The sequence below is a fragment of the Cronobacter universalis NCTC 9529 genome (genome assembly GCF_001277175.1).
GTDB classification, from domain to species: Bacteria; Pseudomonadota; Gammaproteobacteria; order Enterobacterales; family Enterobacteriaceae; genus Cronobacter; species Cronobacter universalis.
This window is the reverse complement of record NZ_CP012257.1, coordinates 2,040,640-2,055,404: the sequence shown is the minus strand read 5'-3', so window position 1 is coordinate 2,055,404 and position 14,765 is coordinate 2,040,640. Positions and strand designations below refer to the sequence as shown.

The 14,765-nt window shown below is 50.4% G+C and carries 37 protein-coding genes; 11 read left to right on the top strand and 26 right to left on the bottom strand.

The annotated features are described in order from the left end of the window. Positions 1-171: 171 nt before the first annotated feature. The 5 genes from AFK65_RS09475 to AFK65_RS09460 form a co-directional block, all read right to left on the bottom strand. Positions 172-618, bottom strand: coding sequence for a hypothetical protein (locus tag AFK65_RS09475; protein WP_032804387.1), 447 nt, complete (start codon positions 616-618; stop codon positions 172-174). Positions 619-716: 98 nt separating this feature from the next. Continuing rightward, positions 717-905 carry an Rz1-like lysis system protein LysC gene (gene lysC, locus AFK65_RS22480; RefSeq protein ID WP_420888509.1) on the bottom strand — a complete coding sequence of 63 codons (189 nt, stop codon included), beginning with the start codon at positions 903-905 and terminating at the stop codon, positions 717-719. After that, complete coding sequence (locus AFK65_RS09470) at positions 859-1,272, bottom strand: DUF2570 domain-containing protein (protein WP_007706518.1); 414 nt, start codon at positions 1,270-1,272, stop codon at positions 859-861. Before AFK65_RS09470 ends, lysC begins: the two co-directional genes overlap by 47 nt. Next, the gene (locus AFK65_RS09465) at positions 1,269-1,895 is read right to left on the bottom strand and encodes a glycoside hydrolase family 19 protein (RefSeq protein WP_007706509.1); all 627 of its coding nucleotides are present in this window, start codon (positions 1,893-1,895) and stop codon (positions 1,269-1,271) included. The genes AFK65_RS09470 and AFK65_RS09465 overlap by 4 nt, the downstream gene beginning before the upstream one ends. Further along, positions 1,888-2,208, bottom strand: coding sequence for a phage holin family protein (locus AFK65_RS09460; RefSeq protein ID WP_012815662.1), 321 nt, complete (start codon positions 2,206-2,208; stop codon positions 1,888-1,890). Before AFK65_RS09460 ends, AFK65_RS09465 begins: the two co-directional genes overlap by 8 nt. 266 nt (positions 2,209-2,474) lie before the next feature. Between AFK65_RS09460 and AFK65_RS22420 the strand changes: the two genes are divergently transcribed. Next, entirely contained in the window at positions 2,475-2,534 is a 60-nt protein-coding gene (locus AFK65_RS22420; RefSeq protein WP_105874763.1) for a type I toxin-antitoxin system Ibs family toxin, read from the top strand. Positions 2,535-2,595: 61 nt separating this feature from the next. Next, positions 2,596-2,790 carry a hypothetical protein gene (locus AFK65_RS09455; RefSeq protein WP_032804386.1) on the top strand — a complete coding sequence of 65 codons (195 nt, stop codon included), beginning with the start codon at positions 2,596-2,598 and terminating at the stop codon, positions 2,788-2,790. A gap of 146 nt (positions 2,791-2,936) precedes the next feature. Here the strand turns inward: AFK65_RS09455 and AFK65_RS09450 are convergent, their stop codons facing one another. The 21 genes from AFK65_RS09450 to AFK65_RS20955 all read right to left on the bottom strand — a co-directional run bounded on the left by AFK65_RS09450 (position 2,937) and on the right by AFK65_RS20955 (position 11,090). After that, on the bottom strand, positions 2,937-3,701 hold the full coding sequence (locus AFK65_RS09450) for an antitermination protein (protein ID WP_032804385.1): 765 nt from the start codon (positions 3,699-3,701) through the stop codon (positions 2,937-2,939). Continuing rightward, on the bottom strand, positions 3,698-3,877 hold the full coding sequence (locus AFK65_RS09445) for a hypothetical protein (protein ID WP_032804384.1): 180 nt from the start codon (positions 3,875-3,877) through the stop codon (positions 3,698-3,700). The genes AFK65_RS09450 and AFK65_RS09445 overlap by 4 nt, the downstream gene beginning before the upstream one ends. After that, positions 3,874-4,065 (bottom strand): hypothetical protein, encoded by a 192-nt coding sequence (locus tag AFK65_RS09440; RefSeq protein WP_044599888.1) that lies wholly within the window; start codon positions 4,063-4,065, stop codon positions 3,874-3,876. Before AFK65_RS09440 ends, AFK65_RS09445 begins: the two co-directional genes overlap by 4 nt. Further along, a complete protein-coding gene (gene rusA, locus AFK65_RS09435; RefSeq protein WP_032804383.1) occupies positions 4,062-4,457 on the bottom strand; it encodes a crossover junction endodeoxyribonuclease RusA in 396 nt (131 codons plus the stop codon). Before rusA ends, AFK65_RS09440 begins: the two co-directional genes overlap by 4 nt. Further along, on the bottom strand, positions 4,454-4,735 hold the full coding sequence (locus AFK65_RS22225) for a hypothetical protein (protein ID WP_032804382.1): 282 nt from the start codon (positions 4,733-4,735) through the stop codon (positions 4,454-4,456). The genes rusA and AFK65_RS22225 overlap by 4 nt, the downstream gene beginning before the upstream one ends. Then, positions 4,713-4,895, bottom strand: a complete 183-nt coding sequence (locus tag AFK65_RS09430) for a protein NinF (RefSeq protein WP_032804381.1) — start codon at positions 4,893-4,895, stop codon at positions 4,713-4,715. The genes AFK65_RS22225 and AFK65_RS09430 overlap by 23 nt, the downstream gene beginning before the upstream one ends. Then, complete coding sequence (locus AFK65_RS20970) at positions 4,888-5,169, bottom strand: phage protein NinX family protein (protein ID WP_032804380.1); 282 nt, start codon at positions 5,167-5,169, stop codon at positions 4,888-4,890. The genes AFK65_RS09430 and AFK65_RS20970 overlap by 8 nt, the downstream gene beginning before the upstream one ends. Beyond that, a complete protein-coding gene (locus tag AFK65_RS09420) occupies positions 5,169-5,393 on the bottom strand; it encodes a hypothetical protein (protein ID WP_007706493.1) in 225 nt (74 codons plus the stop codon). The genes AFK65_RS20970 and AFK65_RS09420 overlap by 1 nt, the downstream gene beginning before the upstream one ends. Next, the gene (locus AFK65_RS20965; protein ID WP_032804379.1) at positions 5,383-5,565 is read right to left on the bottom strand and encodes a NinE family protein; all 183 of its coding nucleotides are present in this window, start codon (positions 5,563-5,565) and stop codon (positions 5,383-5,385) included. The genes AFK65_RS09420 and AFK65_RS20965 overlap by 11 nt, the downstream gene beginning before the upstream one ends. Continuing rightward, positions 5,532-5,705, bottom strand: a complete 174-nt coding sequence (gene ninD, locus AFK65_RS20960) for a protein NinD (protein ID WP_032805264.1) — start codon at positions 5,703-5,705, stop codon at positions 5,532-5,534. The genes AFK65_RS20965 and ninD overlap by 34 nt, the downstream gene beginning before the upstream one ends. Then, positions 5,702-6,142, bottom strand: coding sequence for a recombination protein NinB (locus AFK65_RS09415; protein ID WP_007706489.1), 441 nt, complete (start codon positions 6,140-6,142; stop codon positions 5,702-5,704). Before AFK65_RS09415 ends, ninD begins: the two co-directional genes overlap by 4 nt. Then, positions 6,123-6,299 carry a hypothetical protein gene (locus tag AFK65_RS22010; protein WP_155886423.1) on the bottom strand — a complete coding sequence of 59 codons (177 nt, stop codon included), beginning with the start codon at positions 6,297-6,299 and terminating at the stop codon, positions 6,123-6,125. Before AFK65_RS22010 ends, AFK65_RS09415 begins: the two co-directional genes overlap by 20 nt. Continuing rightward, a complete protein-coding gene (locus AFK65_RS09410) occupies positions 6,299-6,601 on the bottom strand; it encodes a hypothetical protein (RefSeq protein WP_032804378.1) in 303 nt (100 codons plus the stop codon). Before AFK65_RS09410 ends, AFK65_RS22010 begins: the two co-directional genes overlap by 1 nt. A 137-nt stretch (positions 6,602-6,738) precedes the next feature. Further along, positions 6,739-7,209, bottom strand: a complete 471-nt coding sequence (locus AFK65_RS09405; RefSeq protein ID WP_226993378.1) for a winged helix-turn-helix domain-containing protein — start codon at positions 7,207-7,209, stop codon at positions 6,739-6,741. Between the two features lie 147 nt (positions 7,210-7,356). Beyond that, positions 7,357-7,836, bottom strand: coding sequence for a hypothetical protein (locus tag AFK65_RS09400; protein WP_007706484.1), 480 nt, complete (start codon positions 7,834-7,836; stop codon positions 7,357-7,359). Next, positions 7,833-8,075, bottom strand: coding sequence for a DUF7301 family protein (locus tag AFK65_RS09395; RefSeq protein WP_007706475.1), 243 nt, complete (start codon positions 8,073-8,075; stop codon positions 7,833-7,835). Before AFK65_RS09395 ends, AFK65_RS09400 begins: the two co-directional genes overlap by 4 nt. Positions 8,076-8,097: 22 nt before the next feature. Next, positions 8,098-9,468, bottom strand: coding sequence for a replicative DNA helicase (locus AFK65_RS09390; protein ID WP_007706472.1), 1,371 nt, complete (start codon positions 9,466-9,468; stop codon positions 8,098-8,100). Beyond that, complete coding sequence (locus AFK65_RS09385) at positions 9,465-10,301, bottom strand: replication protein (protein ID WP_038857252.1); 837 nt, start codon at positions 10,299-10,301, stop codon at positions 9,465-9,467. The genes AFK65_RS09390 and AFK65_RS09385 overlap by 4 nt, the downstream gene beginning before the upstream one ends. After that, positions 10,294-10,440: a DUF2740 family protein gene (locus AFK65_RS21780; RefSeq protein WP_085958994.1), complete on the bottom strand. Its 147-nt coding sequence runs from the start codon at positions 10,438-10,440 to the stop codon at positions 10,294-10,296. The genes AFK65_RS09385 and AFK65_RS21780 overlap by 8 nt, the downstream gene beginning before the upstream one ends. Positions 10,441-10,474: 34 nt before the next feature. Further along, positions 10,475-10,753: a lambda phage CII family protein gene (locus AFK65_RS09380; protein WP_007706465.1), complete on the bottom strand. Its 279-nt coding sequence runs from the start codon at positions 10,751-10,753 to the stop codon at positions 10,475-10,477. 118 nt (positions 10,754-10,871) lie between these two features. Beyond that, entirely contained in the window at positions 10,872-11,090 is a 219-nt protein-coding gene (locus AFK65_RS20955) for a helix-turn-helix transcriptional regulator (RefSeq protein WP_001033078.1), read from the bottom strand. 108 nt (positions 11,091-11,198) lie between these two features. On the opposite strand from AFK65_RS20955, the gene AFK65_RS09375 reads away from it, so the two are divergent. The 9 genes from AFK65_RS09375 (at position 11,199) to kil (ending at position 14,756) form a co-directional block, all read left to right on the top strand. Beyond that, positions 11,199-11,846, top strand: a complete 648-nt coding sequence (locus AFK65_RS09375; protein WP_001299796.1) for a LexA family protein — start codon at positions 11,199-11,201, stop codon at positions 11,844-11,846. Positions 11,847-11,899: 53 nt separating this feature from the next. Further along, positions 11,900-12,301 carry a type III secretion system chaperone family protein gene (locus tag AFK65_RS09370; RefSeq protein WP_007706464.1) on the top strand — a complete coding sequence of 134 codons (402 nt, stop codon included), beginning with the start codon at positions 11,900-11,902 and terminating at the stop codon, positions 12,299-12,301. After that, the gene (locus tag AFK65_RS09365) at positions 12,298-12,795 is read left to right on the top strand and encodes a hypothetical protein (RefSeq protein ID WP_050555777.1); all 498 of its coding nucleotides are present in this window, start codon (positions 12,298-12,300) and stop codon (positions 12,793-12,795) included. The genes AFK65_RS09370 and AFK65_RS09365 overlap by 4 nt, the downstream gene beginning before the upstream one ends. Next, the gene (locus AFK65_RS09360) at positions 12,776-13,021 is read left to right on the top strand and encodes a hypothetical protein (protein WP_133051356.1); all 246 of its coding nucleotides are present in this window, start codon (positions 12,776-12,778) and stop codon (positions 13,019-13,021) included. Before AFK65_RS09365 ends, AFK65_RS09360 begins: the two co-directional genes overlap by 20 nt. 546 nt (positions 13,022-13,567) lie before the next feature. Then, on the top strand, positions 13,568-13,867 hold the full coding sequence (locus AFK65_RS09355; protein ID WP_032804363.1) for a hypothetical protein: 300 nt from the start codon (positions 13,568-13,570) through the stop codon (positions 13,865-13,867). Positions 13,868-13,875: 8 nt separating this feature from the next. Further along, a complete protein-coding gene (locus AFK65_RS22415; protein ID WP_071602519.1) occupies positions 13,876-14,082 on the top strand; it encodes a DUF551 domain-containing protein in 207 nt (68 codons plus the stop codon). A gap of 151 nt (positions 14,083-14,233) precedes the next feature. Continuing rightward, entirely contained in the window at positions 14,234-14,383 is a 150-nt protein-coding gene (locus AFK65_RS22110; RefSeq protein ID WP_007706462.1) for a hypothetical protein, read from the top strand. A gap of 101 nt (positions 14,384-14,484) precedes the next feature. Then, entirely contained in the window at positions 14,485-14,622 is a 138-nt protein-coding gene (locus AFK65_RS09350; protein WP_007706460.1) for a protease FtsH-inhibitory lysogeny factor CIII, read from the top strand. Continuing rightward, a complete protein-coding gene (gene kil / locus AFK65_RS09345; RefSeq protein ID WP_007706457.1) occupies positions 14,601-14,756 on the top strand; it encodes a host cell division inhibitory peptide Kil in 156 nt (51 codons plus the stop codon). The genes AFK65_RS09350 and kil overlap by 22 nt, the downstream gene beginning before the upstream one ends. The last annotated feature ends 9 nt before the right edge of the window (positions 14,757-14,765 follow it).

The window sequence follows — 14,765 nt, the reverse complement described above, 5'->3', positions numbered from 1 at the left end:
ATATTTTCTTTCAATCTAAACAATTACTTACCCACCAGTTATTTTTGTGTGCAAATACCCTTAAGCTTGATAAAAGCTAATTCCTGTAACTGATACCAACAATAAAAAAGCACCCTATATAATCCACTGACGATATAGAGTGCTTACTTTCAAAATTATTCTACTTGGAAATTAATCCTTCCATTTTTCGATGATGACGCTCACAGAGCCAGAATCATCCTGCCGTACCCAGTCTTCTAAGAATAGGTTAAACGCGCCTCCTTGTGGAAAGGCATGCATCTGAGATGAAGCTTTAAGACCGTCATTATTCAAACCATAATAACTCACAGCAGCGGTTTTATCTGTGGTGGTCGTACGATCATAGGTCATTAGTACAGCGGATTTAGATTTCGTATTTCCCGCTTGGCCAGTGGCAAAGTCAACTCCAGCTGAAGCCGGGTCAATACGGAAGCGATAAACGCCTGAAGGCACACTTGTTTCACTGTAAACACTACCCCCGGGAATTGTATTAGTATAACCATCCAATACAACGGTTTTATAAGGCTGCCAGTCAGCCATAGCTGAAAAAGATGCGATCACAGAAACAGCTACGATTGAGGCTTTAACAATTTTCATCATGAATTATTTTCCTTAAGAGAGTTAATCAACACCTTATTTATATATTCCGAAAGGCTCGGACTATTGTTTGCGCGTGTGAAGCGCATAAAAAAGCCCCGCTATTGCGAGGCTCGTTTACTTTCTATCTTTCTGATCGTTCGAATCTGCCCGTTACAGGCGTCCAGTGAATCGAGCAACAGGATGTTGAGCTGTACGCTATCCCCGAAAGTCATGTTGCTTTGTATTTCAGGGATAACGCAGTCAACGAGAAGGTTTGCCGGTATCGGTAGCGTCGGTGCTTTCAACACCTCGTATTGCGTCGGCTTGTCGGCGCATCTGGTCAATAACAGAATCAGGAATAAGCTCGACAGAGCACTTGTTGTCTTTGAGCGCACTCTTCACTTCCTCCTGAAGCCGTTGTGACTTCATTTCTGCTGCTGCGCGACGGCGTGACTCTGCATCAACGAGCTGGTTCATCTCGCCGACTTTGTCAGCCAGATTTTGCAGCGTGTTCGCCAGGTCAGCGTTCTTACCGTTCAGTTCGCGGTTGTCTTTCACCAGAGAGCTGTTTTCAATGCGCAGCTGGCGATTATCAGCGCCAAGCTTTGCAATGAATCCGATGATGATGAGGGCGAACACGAACGGGATCAGGTTTTTGATAGTCGTGAAACTCATAACAAAACTCCTTCCGCTCGCTTCGTCCTGTCGATGCGGTCCTGCAAGCCATTAAGGCCGCCGTTAATGCGCCGGGTCAGACCGTTCACGTCGCCAGCATCAGCAAACTGGTTACAGCCGTTTGCTTTCCAGAACCATCCGGCAGAGAGAGCTGCGTATTTGTCCTGTAGTAACAGGCCCGGCGAGTCGACCAGATTGAGCCCAAGCGCTTTGCCGCACTCTTCGTAGTTGGCTTTGAAGGTGATTTGTTTCAGGCCGCGACCGCGATACTTCCATCCGTCGCCATTCAGGTTATTGCCGAATCGGCCGCCGTAGACGATGTTGGCAATAGCTGCCTGTCGTTCAGGGGATAAAGCCTTTTCGCCGGGCTTGCGACCTAACTGTTCGCGTTGGGCAGCTGTTAAACGAGAGCCGAATATCGCCAGACCGGCGACGCTGTAGTTCAGCGACTCCTGCACAGACTGGAAGCCGCCCGACTCGGTGCCGATTTGCCCAATGAAGTGAGCCTGGCGTTTTGGTGTGTCGATGCCGTAGGTGTTCATGGCTTCGACGATGTGCGGATACCACTTCTCAGCCAGCGAGCTACTGATGCCCGCAGCTCGCATGAACTGGTCTTTAGTCATTGGATACCTCTTTGCCTGATGCTTTGTTCAGAAAACGATTCTCAAGCGCTTTAATCAGGGAGGAACCAGACCAGCCAGCCATTCCACACACGCCGCCCATCACCTCTTGCGGCCAGTTATAGTGGATGGCGATCATGGTCATGATTAAACCAGCGAATATCGACACAATTAGCTGAAGGCACATTGTCCTCCAACTAAAGGATTCTCCGTTGAGAACTTTGAAGGAGTAACTGGCTATAGCGCCAACAAGGGTCATGCCGAAAGCGATGAGGATGGACCAGATATTCGGATCGCTTTTGTAGGGCATTTTCATATCTCTCACCTCGCGTTAAAGCGGGTGCTGTGGGTAGTGTCAGGAAAGGCCAGCGAGGCATCGGATGCGAGGGTTCATCTGTGATTGATTGCCTGTGGCCTAATACGAAAAAGGCCCGCCGAAGCGAGCCTAATAATTTGATTATTTGCTGGTTTTAGCAAAATAGTGCTTGCCTGATGATATAGGTTAACCTATAATTTATTTCATCAGCAAGACGCTGAAACGGGAAAGCCCCTACCGAAGCAGGGGCTAGTGAGGAACGGGTTATGATGAAGTTAATCATCATCCTGATTGTTCTCTTAGTGATTAGCTGGCCAGCTTACTAAGACAGTCAGGCGGAGGGGAGAAATCCCCTCCAACCCATAACTCAAAATATAAGGTTGGAGCATGGCACAGTCAATATCAGACATTCAGAAGCGTAGCGATGAGAAGCGCGGGATGAAGGTTAAAGGCATTAAGCTTCACACTGACACCATCGCGCTACTGGAGCAACTGTCAGACCAGATGGGAGCGCCGCAATCTCATGTTGTGACTACAGCACTCAACATGCTGGCGAAGCACCTGAAAGAATCTGACCAATAAAACAAAAGCCCCGGAGCGATAAACTCAGGGGCTTCATGTTTCTTTGAGCGCTTAACAACGTGCGCAACTTCCACTGTTAGAAATCATATCCGCAGGTTCGGGAAAAGTAAATAGCGCACGACAAATTAATGCGCTATTTTCGGTTTCTACCTGGTGACTTCTCGTAACTGTGCGTCAGCCCACGATTCTTCCACCTCAAACTTGATGATAAGAGCGTCGTAGAAAGGTTTAACTGACTTCTTCCACGTATCGAGTGAGATGGCATCAGTAATCTGGCATACCGCAGCAAAGGCCTCGGTAGACGGCAGTCGAGGGTAGCCGACGCCGCCGCAGCGTTTGCAGTCAGATATCACAGGAACGCCCTGCTTTTCTGTTTCCTCCTGGTTGATCGCCTTTCCACGCCCTTTACAGTCAGAGCATGCTGTCGAGACTACGCCCTTCCCTTTGCACTTCTGGCACAGCACTTTCACCTGCTCCCTCCTCGCCGCCAGATTCGGCCTGCCGATATGCTTCATAGTCACGACTTCAGCATGTATGAAGCCAGCGCCATTGCAGCATTCACACTGCCGGGTGCTCCCGGCGTTGCGTGAGTAGTCCTCAAAGGCGTAAGTTGCGAGCGCTTGCATTACCTTTGGCTTAATATCACATTCGAGCTTGCGTAAGGCGGCAACCTTATCGCAGCGCTCAATTGCATACAGGGTCAGCAGTTCAATAGCTTTCTCACGGTCATTGCTGCTGACACCCATTTTCCCCATAAATGCCGCAAAGCCCATCTGCGCGCGATTCTGCACCATTCCCTGAGCTGCCATGATATCAGTGCCGGTCAATGCGTCTGATGCCGTGGCTCTCGGGGAATCACTTATCATGGTCGATTTAGCGAAGTGGTATTTCAGTGCGTTTTCCAGGTTCATGCTGCATCGCCTCCATCTGGCTTATTGATGCCGAGCCGATTTACCAGCTCCCGGCGCATTTCCATCAGGCGCTTCTCCGTCTCGTGAACGTTGTTAAGCTGCCACTCAACAGCCTCAAGCATTTCCTTGTCCTTCTGGCGCTGCTGCGCTAATGCGATACTGGTTACTGTGGTCACGATGATGCCTCCTCATGCGAGCGGGCGCTGGTCATCAGCACGCCATTAATGACTGCGTGACGCTGAGCGTTAGTGTCACCGATGTACTTCCTGACAGTATCGCGGTGGCATGAAAGCTTACGGGCTACCTCGCTGAGGCATCCGTTACATTCCTGAAGTAAGCGAGGAACTGTCTGAACGATAATCATGCTGCCTCCATAATTTCGGCTATATCGGGTAATTTGCCGCCCAGCTCAGTCACCACCAAAACGAGCATTCCGCCTTTAACCGCCTGACAGCGCTTGATGCGCATATCGTCTACCTGACCGTCATCCAGCCAGAAGCCCGCACTTGTGAGTGCGTCAAAAACGGCTTTGGGTAGATTGTCCAAATCGCGTTTGCGGTTATCGGGGGGTGCTGCGTGGATGGTGATTCTGATGCGGGGTTGGATCTTGATGTCTAACTTGTGCTGCTGAATGATTTCGATTACTTCTCGTCGGTATCGCTTACCCCAATCGCTGATGTAGTGGATTCCTCTTGAGTGCCTCCAATACCGATTATTGGAAGGCGGCCAGGGCAGGACTATTCGGTATTGATTCATCGCACCGTTACCCTCCCTTCTCGCGTTAGCTTTTGCAGCGTCAGGACGATAGCGCGGTCCATTTCAGATCGCCTTTCTTCCCGGCTGAGGTCTTTGCCGTTGTCGATTCGCTCATGACATGACGGACAAAGCGCCGCTGTTAAGCTGTCGTCGACCTTGAGGCCGATTCCCTTCCCTTCGTTTCGATGTGCAGCCTGAACTCCATACCGACCACACATAACGCAGCAATCTATTTCCCTGACTGCCTGAAGCCATTTATTGCTCCTGAATATCGTCATTTGCGATATCTCCGTTCGGGTCTCGATACACAAGCCATTCGTTGATGCACTCGCCGCATGCGTAGGTTTCATCCGGCTCCAGTTGCTTGCTGCATCCTGCGCAGAGAGCTCTGGCTATGCTCTGCTGCTCGTAGGCTTGGGTTTGGATGGGGTTAAGCATGTTGGCTTTCCTGCATCATGAGGAAGACAATCATGGCGGCGCGGAGTGGGTTGATATGTCGGGTAAAATGGCGAGGAGTTCCATCGTCACCAACATCACGATGAGCAGCCTTCCATTCGCCAGCGCAAGGGGCTGGAATTATCCCAATCCTGTTACCTCGAATAATCGGCCATGCGGCGCCGGGGTCGTTGCAGTAGTCGGTGCGAAATCTCTGTGAAACTACGCGCCCTACCATGTTATTAATTTCATCATCACTTAACTGTGAATAGTCCATCAGTGCAGCCTCGCTGTGTTTGTGCCGTCGACTGGCTCAATGGTGATAACCAGCTCTTTGTCTTCCAGTTGCCAGATGAGCCCTTTGTCTTCTTCGCCCTCGCTCATCTGCTCAACGAAGCCCATGAGGTAATTCATCAGGATGTTCATCGCGTCCACGCCATCGCCCTGCATATCTTCCATCAAATCAGCAAAGCGCTCTGCGTACTCGTATTCAGATGACATTTTTCCTCCTGGCGCGACTACGCAACCAACGGATGTCGGTTAGGTGCGCGGTGTAATGGAATGAAGGTATTTCGGATGGAGATACTTCTGGCTTTCGTTTCTTTCGGTGGGTAACGCGGTAGATACAGTTTTCGCAGACTATGTCGGTGATACTTCGTCGCTGTCGCGCCATACGTCCTCCTGAGTCTGAGGTAGCGGAAACTGACCAATCGGAGAGCGCTCGCACCGGATACACCACTGAAACCAGTAAGGCTGTCCAGGGCGGAAAAGATAATCGTCTTTCAGCTCACCGCATCTGTAACATCGCTTCATGCCGCCACCCTTCTTCCTGTTCGTTTGGCCCACTCAATTGCTTCCTGAGCGTCCTCGCTCCACCGGACGCCTCTCTCTGCACCGAATGCGTAAATCAGCTCCAGAAGCTCGCTGAATTCGCTTACGCGCATCTTGCTGGTCGACTGCCCGAGCACGACAAAGCCGCCGTTGATGCCTGGCGCTGAGCGCTGCCCCTTAAGCGCTGCCGTGAAGATGTGCTTCCAGTCTTCGCTATCGAGCCTCATGCCATGCCAGACGACCTGTTCAGACACATCGCGCAGCGTGGCCCAAAGACGCTTGTTCTGCTCTACTGAGCGCGTCTTTTCCTGAATGGTCACGATGAGAGGTCTTTCGGGGTCGGGGTAAAGCTGCTGGATGGTACGGATGGCGTTTTGCTGGACTAGCGGAGTGCGGATTTCAAACGTTTGTTTCCTCATGGCATTCCTCGTCAAGTTTAAGCTCTTCAATTGCCCATGAAGTTATTCCTTTGCTCTTCAGATATTTATTCGCTTTTTTATATGTGGTGAATGCAGCCACTGATTCCATTTCACCCTCAAAGCCCCGGATGCTTACGACAAAAACTGATGCACTCATCACTCCCCCTTAATTTTCAGACCTGCGGCGCGGATGGAATTGGCACATTCTGCGACAGTGTTTTTATGCAGCTCACAAAACATTTTCGCCGTGCTTGGTCCGAGTGGGTGTACTTCTGTTGTTGGCGGCAACTCAATCTCAACCGCCGCGCGGGATGCCTGCCATGCCCACCATGCAAGATTGGTGTCATGGTCGATATATTGCTGTTCACCCACCTCTGAGAGCGCGTAGTTAGTCCGGTCAAGATTCAATCCTGTTTCACTTTTTACCCGAGCCTCAAACTGCTCTCTGCTCTTATCCACGGCGCTTCTCCTCTTTGGCCAGCAACAACGAACAGCAAATGAATACACAGGCGTTGGTGAACATCAGCCCATCTCGCATTGCGATAGCGCCAATAAGAAACATTGCGCCGGTAAATCCAGTCATCAGGACGCTCATATCAGGCTCCGATTCGTGAGGTGATGAGTTTTGCAAACGGGCTTATCGCCGCAGCTTGGTTAATTGGCTTGCGCTCAGGTGCCGGGTAATACTCGTAGCAGCGTGTCTTGCGGCCATCTGATAGCTCGGTGTGGACATACTTCCGTGTCAGCTCGCCGTTCATCTCCAGCACCCGCATGGTGTTGATGCAATACACCGGAGAAAGGCCGGTAATTTCGCTGGCCTGAATTGCAGTGAGCGCGCCGAACTCTTTCACGCAGCGGATTAGCTCGGCTCTGTGGTTAACGGAATCGACCAGACGCCAGCGCTTGGGGTTCTGACTTGTTCCGGTAAGCTCTCCGTCGCGCTTCATTCGATTGAGTACGCTGCGCACAGCCTCTAACGTATTTCCTGTCCGGTCAGCTATTTCGGTCGTGGTCATGACCTTCCCTGCCTGCATGATGGCGAGAATTTTTGCTCGTATCGTTTTCATGGGATTGCTCCGCTCAATACCTCGCGCGGCTTATCGCTTCTAAAGCAATTAGCAGGCTGGAATTGAGATATTGTTTAGTGAGTGTTTCGATGCTGAGGAAGTAAGGGGTGCCGATGTAGGCGGCTATGGTGTCTATGTCGTCACGGGTTATTTGCATGGCTCAGGCGCTGCGGCGAGCATGGCGATATAGGCATCCTCAAGCTCACAGTCATCTATGCAGCGCACTTTGCTGAACCATGTCTCAGCAAAGGCAATCTGCATTTCAACAGTCGGCTCAATTGGCACCAGTTTCCATCCCGCCGGCACAGACGCCTTACCTGCCAGCGATTCGAACTGCTGCGCGGTGTTGTCGGTTTCTGCTACAGGCTTTGCAACGCAGTTAGGGCATTGCATGTGCTCTATTCCCATCTCGCCGTGGTCGATTTCGACAGAGCCATTTCCGCCGCATTTTTCGCAGCCACCATTGACTACCTTCTCCCGATCTTTGCGCAGCGCCAGAAGCTCTTTCTCAAGTTGCTCGTAATCCTCGTACTTAACCCACCTGCCATCTTCCTTCTCTCTGTGACAGACGATGCCGTCTTCATCAAGACCTGCCCGATAACGGGTTACATTGCTAATAGTGCTCATGATTTCTTCCCTCCGATTTTGGCGATGGTTTCGTTGCGGGCGACTTCCAGTTTTCGGTTGATATCCCGGCGCAGGATGGCGTTCATAACCCGGTCGCGACGGTATGCCTTAAGCGGCTTCCGGTGCTTCACCTTCTCGCGCGTCGGCAGGCTTGAAGCTGACCAGTATCGCTGATTTCGCGCAGAGAACTCCTTCAGCGCTGCGCTCTGTAGCGCCGCCGTTGTGGTTGCCTTGCTCATGGTTAATCCTTGTGATGTTTGGTTAGACGTCAGGCAGCGCGTAACGCTGGCCCTTCTGTTTAGGCGCGGCGGCCTGCGTGCATTTCTGGCGGGCTTCGTCCTGGTCGCATGAAGTGAAGTGACCATGCACAAATCGCTGATACACGGTGCCGAGTGAGCCGAAGCGGTTTTTGGTGACGATGATTTCTGCAAATGGCGCAGCAGGGCTGTTCTCGTCATACACCGCCTCGCGGTAGAGCATGATGATTGAGTCGGCGTCCTGTTCGATGCTGCCGGAGTCTCGAAGGTCGGAGTTGTTTGGTCGTTTGTTGGGGCGTTTTTCCACATCACGCGAAAGCTGGCTAAGGCAGATAACCGGCGTTCGCAGGTCCTTTGCCATTGCCTTCAGGCTTCCCGATATGTGACCAATTGCCAGGTCGTTACGCTCCGCCTTTGGCTTCTTAATCAGGCCGAGATAGTCAGCCAGAATCAGCGAAAGGTTTGGATGTTCCTGCTTGTGCCGTTCTGCGATAGAGCGGATCTGCTCGATGGTCAGGCTCGACGCATCAACCAGCCACACATCCAGACCAATGAGAGCTGAAATGCCGTTAGAAATTCGGGCCCAGCCTTCATCGTCCAGTCGTGCTGGGTTGCGAAGCGCGTTTACCGGCAACATCCCGGCTCCGGCGATACTTCGCTCTGCTATCTGGAGATTGCTCATCTCCATGCTGAAAATCAGAACGCCGCGACGCTCACCGCCAGGCATTGCGTGACTTGCAACGCCTTCGGCAATCTTCAGCGCCAGCTCTGTTTTACCGCACCCCGGACGAGCCGCGATAATTACCAGGTCCTGCGCGTTCATGCCGCCGGTGATCGCATCCAGCTCATAAATCCCGGTCTTCAGCGTGTCAGACTCTTCGCCGTTGCACTGCCGTTTCTCCAGCACGTCGGCGTATTCGTTGATGACCTCAGCCAGATGAACAGGCCTTACTTCGTCGCGCGGCTTGCGGATTGCCGAAAGACGCTTAACCAGCTCGTCCATTGCCTGACCTGATGCGTCGATGGTGCCGCTCTGAATTGGGCCTCGCATCTCATCCATCAGCTGCAAAACCAGCCGCCGGTGATGGTTGTCCGCGACCATGCCAGCGTACCCTTTCAGGTTCGCCGCGCTGGGGCACGACTTTGCAGTCTCGATGATGTCGCCGAAATGCTCGTCGCCACACTCTTCCGCCACCATGAGCATGTCGATGAGGTTCCGGTTGCGGGCTTGCTTCTGGATAACGCGAAAGGCTTTCTGGTAGAGCGGGATCGTGAACGACTCCGGCTCAAGCGTCGCAAGAACCTCGCTCGCCATCGGCGTCAATCCGCCAATCATCAGGCCGCCAATCACGCTCGCCTCGATATCCTGTCTCATGCCATCTCCTTGCCTGCAAACTTGCCTTCACGAACACCTGTCAGGGTGGAGTCTCGCAGCAGGTAATCGATATCCGCCGACCAGCCAGAGTCATTCTCACCGAAGTAAAACGGCTTGGCCTGATGCACGAAAGCCCGCACGTAAGCGCGCCAGCCTTCTGCATTCGGGGTCTTCAGTTGCGGGATTAATTTCTTCAGGCGGCGCTTGCGGGAATCATTCAGCGCCACCGCGTGGGGTAGCAACTCGCCGACTTCTTCGTTGTAGGCCAGCAGGAATGCCTGGTAGTCGATGCGATTTGCTTTTCGCTTTTCAGGTTTAGAGCCCTGCCCGTCTCCCCCTTCAGGGGGTAAGGGGGTAGTTTCTTTATTTTCTTTTGTAATAGTTTCTTTTGTGTGACTCTGTTTTGGTGACAGCGCTGTCACCGTTTTGGTGACACTATTTGTCACCATTGCAGTGACATTATCACCAGAGTAGTGACACCCTTCGATTTGCCACTCACTGATTTCCTTGTTCGGCCCGATTAAGTGCCCGTCACGCTTGATAACTTTCATTGCGATCAGCTCATTCTTGGCCTTGTTGACTTTCTGTCTTGGCAGCCGGGTAAGTTGAGCTAATTGGCTGTCGGAGATGCGGTCCATTTTCTTACCAAAGCCGTATGTTTTTCGACAAATGGCATGAGCAACCTTGCTCTGGTTCTTCGTTAAATCTGCGCCGATAAGCTCGTCATACAGGGCATTTGCAAGACGGGTATATCCATCTTCAATTTCTGCCACGCGACGCTCCGCAGGCCGCTCTACAGGCCTTAACTGAGTTACTGTTGCGAGATTACTCATGACCTTTACCTCTGAATAATTTTTTCACCCGTTCCCACTCAGCCCGGAATCGACCAGGCTGCTTAAAACTGGACAGGTAGCGATCACGAATAATGTTTTTGTGTAATTTGTCCTGGTCAGGACTGAGTGTTTTTGACATAATTACTCCTGTTACTTGGCGTAACACAGTGTGCTTAAGCCTCTAAGAATTCACCGTTCTTAGGGGCTTTTTCATTTTTGAGTATCTTCGCTACCTGCTCAGCAAGGCGGGCCATCTCGTCATCCACGACACCCCATTCCAGCACTGCAAGTAACATCGAGAACTTCGGTATCCAGTCGCGTTTCCACCGACTGATTTGCGCTTTATCGACACCGACAGCTGCTGCTGTTTTCTCTGTGCCAATCATTGCGATCTTGTTAAGCAAGGCGCTCTCAATGCGTAACGACTCGTTGCGTTTATTTGCGTGTTCCATTCGGTATTCTTCCTTTGTTGTTTAGATAGATACGTGCGCAGACCGTGGGGTCTGCCACTTGGTTTTTGCTTACCCGGTTAGAGGTGAGCGGCCAGAACTGTTAAAGAGCGGGTACTACTTAGGCGGCTTTGTTACTGGATGGAGGGAAAACATCATCCAAAGAACATTGGCACCCTAACTTCCTGAGGCCTTCTACGATCATTCGGCAATCGTTAAGGCCAGGAGTACGGATATTCAGCTCATAGTTGGCGATGCGGGATTGCCCCCAACCAATTGCCGAAGCTAGTACAGCTTGCGAAACTCCGATTTTTTTTCGCTGCTGGGCAATTTTGTTCATTGCGGTCTCCCTAGCATTAATCACACACCCATTACACACAATTTGTGATTAACAGTCAACCTCAATTCGTGTACAGAGTTCAATCACGTTGCGTGTTACATTTAAGGGATGAAAACGATGCATGAAATTATCGGGGAAAGGATCAAGTCCCTTAGAGAAGCTAAAGGACTTAGCCAGGCTCAATTGGCCAAGCTTTGCGGCTGGGCTGCGCCTTCACGCCTGGGGAACTACGAGTTAGGAACAAGAAAGGTTAGCGCGGATGACGCGCTGGTTCTTGGGGCGGCACTTGGCGTATCTCCGGCAAAAATAATGTTTGGCGAGGATTCAGACGCCGTATTTCGCCAATATGAGTACCCGTTATTTTCTTCAGTGCAGGCCGGGCCATTTTCGGAGGTGGGAAGCTACACAGCCAGCGATGCAAAGGCATGGGTCCCAACGACTACAAAAGCCAGCGAAAAAGCTTTCTGGCTTGAGGTGAAAGGCCATTCTATGACTGCGCCACAGGGCGTAAGGCCGAGCTTTCCTGAGGGTATGCTGATACTCGTTGATCCGGCCGAGCCGGTAGAGTCTGGGGATTTCTGCGTGGCCTCTGCAAATGGTGATTCAGAGGCAACGTTCAAGAAGTATGAGAAGGATGCAGGGGTTAGTTACCTGGTGCCTTTAAACCCGGCATACAGAACCCTGGATTGCGACCATAGCTGCCGCATCATAGGCAAGGTAGTTAAGGCGCAGTGGCCTGAAGAGACGTTTGGGTAAAAATTCACTCTCATTAACCGATATAAACACACGAAGCCATTCCGGGATTAAATATGGATATCATCAACAAAAAAACTACCCTTGATGACATAAAGAAATTCTTATCAGAAAACGGTTATGAATGTGATGAAGTTGTTGAAAATAGGCTTATTTTTACTATAAAAGGCGTTAAATCAAGTGCCGCTATGATGCCCAGCGGTAACATCTTGTTCATGATTACCTTACAATTGAAGGATGGCCTAAATGAATATGAAGTATTAAAAAAGGTTAATGAAATCAACTTTCAGATTATTTCAGGAAATCTTTCTGTTAAAGATGGCGTTGCTATGTTTTGTTACACGCTAATTCGACCATACGGCATGGGCGCCAAAAGCTTTAAAGAATTTGTTGATTATCATACCTTTACTATGTCTTATATTGTTGAAGAACTAGGTCTTTCTGAAATCACAAAATGATCAATGATGATGCTTTTAATAAGTATTTAAGTGACTTAGATGCAATCCTATCGGAAGAGTCAAAGCTAAAATCACAGCAGGCTCGCATCATACTTGATCAAAACGATAGTGATAGCTGGGTCGAAGCAGAGCGGCATTATGAAGAAATAAGGAACGATCACAAAGACATAGATAGGATTTGCAGCAATATCTCTGAATCATCAAGAGTTGTGACTCGAGTAAAAGATCATGTCTTCTTTAGAGAACACATTTTTATAGTGGATGACTTGATTGAGAAAAGAAGATTCGATCCAGACCCAGAGATAGTCAATGCATGGAGTCGTCTCACCGAAGGTGACCATGTTGAAAGTGATATCGATTTCTTCAAGCACGAGCAAGTAGAGTCTATACTTGAGAGGAGAAAAGGATTAGATTACGTCAAAGCCCACAATGAAGCTATTGGACTAGGCTATCACTGGAACCCAGAGGAGGCATATGATGGCGATTCTGGTTAGGATAAAAAAAATTAAATCGACACCAACTAGTGTAACCTATTCTTTTGTAAGCGAAAAAGGGAGTGAGGGGAAGTTTGCGGTTAACTCACAAACAGGCGACCTTAAGCTGATATCTTCAATGCCAGATGATAACAGGAAATTATATTTTGCTAGGGCGGCCCGTAAGGTTATGACTGAGTGGCAAGCCAAAGGCACCCTACCTGATCAAACCTTTTGGGCTAGCTAAATCCGGCTTATCCATATTTCTGTTACCCCCATCCTCTAAAACAACCCGGCCACCGCGCCGGGTTTTTTATTTCCCGCCGATCACTATCAGGACAGCACCTGCCAGCCAGCGCAAGCCTTTGATTAAGTTACTATAATTCTTAATACAACTCCCATATCCCGCCATCTCGCCACCACCTACTTCGCTCGTTTTTCGAACTTTTCAGCACACCATCCTGCTGTTGCCCCCGACTTAAGTAAGCAAAACCATCGCGGGGAAAACTATTTACACCAAAAAATCATACACATAACGTGTCACATCCTTATTTTACACATTTTGTGATTGACCATTAAATCACAATATGTGACTATCATTTCCATCAGCAGGACGCTGGTAGCCAAACGGAACAGATTGGCGTCGCTCTTTAACATCGATGAACTCTCAACCTAACCGTTGAGACCAGAACCAAGGTGGTTTTGGAGATGGCGCGAATTGCAGCTCGCAGAAGCAACCAGAAGATAAGCATCTGGCGCGCCATGTACCTAAACCACTTAACCGGAGGTCAGCATGGCAACCATCATCTGGAAAGAAGCAAAAGGCACTGCCAAGAGCCGCTATAAAGCGCGCCGGGCCGCCAAGATTGAACAGGCACAGCAAGACGCTTCTCTTGCTCGCCGAATCGAACAGAAGCTCTCTGGTTGCGTCAGAGCATCGCGAGCCACTTCGCTCGTAGCTCTCCGCGACAAGAAGCCGGAAGTAACGCAGCAGAAACCTAACCGCAAATGGTACAGCGCGCCGCGCAATGAAATGGGTGTGACCTGTGTCGGCCGGCAGAAAATGAAACTTGGCAGCAAGCCACTTATCTGAGGTGAGATATGAGCGAATGGATTAAATGTAGCGACCAGATGCCGCCTGTGAATACAGACGTTATGGTCACAGATGGGAAAACAGTCGGCATGGCTGCTTGCAGGCAGTCAAGGCATTCAGAGAAGCATTTCCCGGTCATTCATTCTGGCAATGACTGGTCAACGATTGGAGAAGTGACACATTGGGCGGAATTGCCAGCTCCGCCCGCTGAATAGCAGCCGATAGCCGATTCATGGAGTCGGTTATCTGATGCAATCCGCATCATAACCAAGACAGGAGACGAAGACCTGTTCTGGTTAAATGGAGAAATAACCTTTGTTGTCTGTTCGCCCTCTCCGGAGGGCTTTTTTTCGCCTGGAGAATGCCATGTCAAAGAAAATTGAAGATTGCTATGCCCCGTATGTCCGCAACTTTCTGGAAGATAACTGGGACGATTTCGTAGATAAGCTCGCCGAAAATTATGGCGAAGACGACGCGGAAGAAATCGCCGAAGAAATCGTAAAAGGGCTGATCTGACAAAGGCCGCCTAAGCGCGGCTTTTTCATCGCCGCATATCAACAGCGCTTCATTCGAGGCGTTTTCGCTATGCCAATCATTCAAACATAAGGAATCCCACGATGACATTTGCTATCGCGGGCGGTGCCGTCTTGGGTGCCGCTCAACTCAATGAATCGCTACTCGACCTCATCACCCGCCGCATGCGCGGTATCTGCAAAACGCTTAAGGAGCTGACATGTACGGCAATCAAACAGTAAACCATCAGGCCCTTATGGCCGCGCAGAGCAAGGCGGTTATTGCCCGCTTCCTCGGTGACGCCGGGATGTGGCTACAGGCCAATAAGCAGATGAAGCAGGCAGTGAGCATGCCCTGGTACCGGAGGCCGCAATGACAACTCCAG

Excerpts from the sequence above, each read along its gene's own strand:
- AFK65_RS09415 (WP_007706489.1), bottom strand. The coding sequence starts at position 6,142 with ATGAGGAAACAAACGTTTGAAATCCGCACTCCGCTAGTCCAGCAAAAC.
- AFK65_RS20955 (WP_001033078.1), bottom strand. The coding sequence starts at position 11,090 with ATGAACAAAATTGCCCAGCAGCGAAAAAAAATCGGAGTTTCGCAAGCT.
- AFK65_RS20970 (WP_032804380.1), bottom strand. The coding sequence starts at position 5,169 with ATGGACTATTCACAGTTAAGTGATGATGAAATTAATAACATGGTAGGG.
- AFK65_RS09460 (WP_012815662.1), bottom strand. The coding sequence starts at position 2,208 with ATGAAAATGCCCTACAAAAGCGATCCGAATATCTGGTCCATCCTCATC.
- AFK65_RS09465 (WP_007706509.1), bottom strand. The coding sequence starts at position 1,895 with ATGACTAAAGACCAGTTCATGCGAGCTGCGGGCATCAGTAGCTCGCTG.
- AFK65_RS09375 (WP_001299796.1), top strand. The coding sequence starts at position 11,199 with ATGAAAACGATGCATGAAATTATCGGGGAAAGGATCAAGTCCCTTAGA.
- AFK65_RS21780 (WP_085958994.1), bottom strand. The coding sequence starts at position 10,440 with ATGTCAAAAACACTCAGTCCTGACCAGGACAAATTACACAAAAACATT.
- AFK65_RS09370 (WP_007706464.1), top strand. The coding sequence starts at position 11,900 with ATGGATATCATCAACAAAAAAACTACCCTTGATGACATAAAGAAATTC.
- AFK65_RS22010 (WP_155886423.1), bottom strand. The coding sequence starts at position 6,299 with ATGAGTGCATCAGTTTTTGTCGTAAGCATCCGGGGCTTTGAGGGTGAA.
- AFK65_RS22415 (WP_071602519.1), top strand. The coding sequence starts at position 13,876 with ATGAGCGAATGGATTAAATGTAGCGACCAGATGCCGCCTGTGAATACA.
- rusA (WP_032804383.1), bottom strand. The coding sequence starts at position 4,457 with ATGAATCAATACCGAATAGTCCTGCCCTGGCCGCCTTCCAATAATCGG.
- ninD (WP_032805264.1), bottom strand. The coding sequence starts at position 5,705 with ATGAAGCGATGTTACAGATGCGGTGAGCTGAAAGACGATTATCTTTTC.
- AFK65_RS09385 (WP_038857252.1), bottom strand. The coding sequence starts at position 10,301 with ATGAGTAATCTCGCAACAGTAACTCAGTTAAGGCCTGTAGAGCGGCCT.
- AFK65_RS09420 (WP_007706493.1), bottom strand. The coding sequence starts at position 5,393 with ATGTCATCTGAATACGAGTACGCAGAGCGCTTTGCTGATTTGATGGAA.
- AFK65_RS09395 (WP_007706475.1), bottom strand. The coding sequence starts at position 8,075 with ATGAGCAAGGCAACCACAACGGCGGCGCTACAGAGCGCAGCGCTGAAG.
- AFK65_RS09475 (WP_032804387.1), bottom strand. The coding sequence starts at position 618 with ATGATGAAAATTGTTAAAGCCTCAATCGTAGCTGTTTCTGTGATCGCA.
- AFK65_RS09380 (WP_007706465.1), bottom strand. The coding sequence starts at position 10,753 with ATGGAACACGCAAATAAACGCAACGAGTCGTTACGCATTGAGAGCGCC.
- AFK65_RS22225 (WP_032804382.1), bottom strand. The coding sequence starts at position 4,735 with ATGACGATATTCAGGAGCAATAAATGGCTTCAGGCAGTCAGGGAAATA.
- AFK65_RS09470 (WP_007706518.1), bottom strand. The coding sequence starts at position 1,272 with ATGAGTTTCACGACTATCAAAAACCTGATCCCGTTCGTGTTCGCCCTC.
- AFK65_RS20965 (WP_032804379.1), bottom strand. The coding sequence starts at position 5,565 with ATGGCGCGACAGCGACGAAGTATCACCGACATAGTCTGCGAAAACTGT.
- AFK65_RS09405 (WP_226993378.1), bottom strand. The coding sequence starts at position 7,209 with ATGAAAACGATACGAGCAAAAATTCTCGCCATCATGCAGGCAGGGAAG.
- kil (WP_007706457.1), top strand. The coding sequence starts at position 14,601 with ATGTACGGCAATCAAACAGTAAACCATCAGGCCCTTATGGCCGCGCAG.
- AFK65_RS09450 (WP_032804385.1), bottom strand. The coding sequence starts at position 3,701 with ATGAACCTGGAAAACGCACTGAAATACCACTTCGCTAAATCGACCATG.
- AFK65_RS09430 (WP_032804381.1), bottom strand. The coding sequence starts at position 4,895 with ATGCTTAACCCCATCCAAACCCAAGCCTACGAGCAGCAGAGCATAGCC.
- AFK65_RS09365 (WP_050555777.1), top strand. The coding sequence starts at position 12,298 with ATGATCAATGATGATGCTTTTAATAAGTATTTAAGTGACTTAGATGCA.
- AFK65_RS09440 (WP_044599888.1), bottom strand. The coding sequence starts at position 4,065 with ATGATTATCGTTCAGACAGTTCCTCGCTTACTTCAGGAATGTAACGGA.
- AFK65_RS09360 (WP_133051356.1), top strand. The coding sequence starts at position 12,776 with ATGATGGCGATTCTGGTTAGGATAAAAAAAATTAAATCGACACCAACT.
- AFK65_RS09400 (WP_007706484.1), bottom strand. The coding sequence starts at position 7,836 with ATGAGCACTATTAGCAATGTAACCCGTTATCGGGCAGGTCTTGATGAA.
- AFK65_RS09390 (WP_007706472.1), bottom strand. The coding sequence starts at position 9,468 with ATGAGACAGGATATCGAGGCGAGCGTGATTGGCGGCCTGATGATTGGC.
- AFK65_RS22110 (WP_007706462.1), top strand. The coding sequence starts at position 14,234 with ATGTCAAAGAAAATTGAAGATTGCTATGCCCCGTATGTCCGCAACTTT.
- AFK65_RS09350 (WP_007706460.1), top strand. The coding sequence starts at position 14,485 with ATGACATTTGCTATCGCGGGCGGTGCCGTCTTGGGTGCCGCTCAACTC.
- AFK65_RS09355 (WP_032804363.1), top strand. The coding sequence starts at position 13,568 with ATGGCAACCATCATCTGGAAAGAAGCAAAAGGCACTGCCAAGAGCCGC.
- AFK65_RS09455 (WP_032804386.1), top strand. The coding sequence starts at position 2,596 with ATGGCACAGTCAATATCAGACATTCAGAAGCGTAGCGATGAGAAGCGC.